We start from the raw sequence: 537 nt of genomic DNA on the forward strand, positions 1-537 counted from the left end.
AGGCTCCTTGATGAATGGCTAACGTTCGAGCTGAGGGGCTGCAGCCAGCTGGCCGCGCGCAGCTGAAAATATACAGGCCGCGTAGCGCGGCCAGCTGGCGGAGGTCCACTCGAGCGCAGGGTTAGAGCTCACTTTCGAACCCCTCGCTCATAAGTGTGATCTAGGCAGAAAGCCGACCCGAGCAGGACTGGCGCGCTACAACCCAGGCAAATACAACCCTCAGGTCCGAGGCCGCCCCGAGACTCAAGCAGAAGTCGCTTTTCGAGTTCCGTAGAGTCGAAGTCCTCCCAATTGGCCGGATCCTCGATTCGCACGAGGTATCGCTGCTGAAACTTGTCTTCTGCATCGAGCCGCCAGTGCGTTTCGTCCTCTGTCCGGCGATACAGTTCATACCAATTCTTGCGGTCGACGAACTCCAGCTCGCGCATGACGTTTCTTGCCGTAGCAGTGCCTGAATTGAAATAGCTTGCGCAAGGCCAAGTGGCGGACATGTGAGCTCTAACGTCGAAGCTGAGGGGCCGCAGCCAGCTGGCCGCG

1 protein-coding gene is annotated in these 537 nt (G+C 59.0%); it reads right to left on the reverse strand.

Going from position 1 to position 537, the window contains the following annotated elements; translation table 11 throughout:
- Window positions 1-128: 128 nt before the first annotated feature.
- Window positions 129-537, reverse strand: a 409-nt coding sequence (locus LNV09_RS24640; RefSeq protein ID WP_263559706.1) for a hypothetical protein, incomplete at its 5' end; no start/stop codon positions are given.

Source organism: Paucibacter sp. B2R-40 (assembly GCF_025717555.1).
Taxonomy (GTDB): Bacteria; Pseudomonadota; Gammaproteobacteria; order Burkholderiales; family Burkholderiaceae_C; genus Paucibacter_A.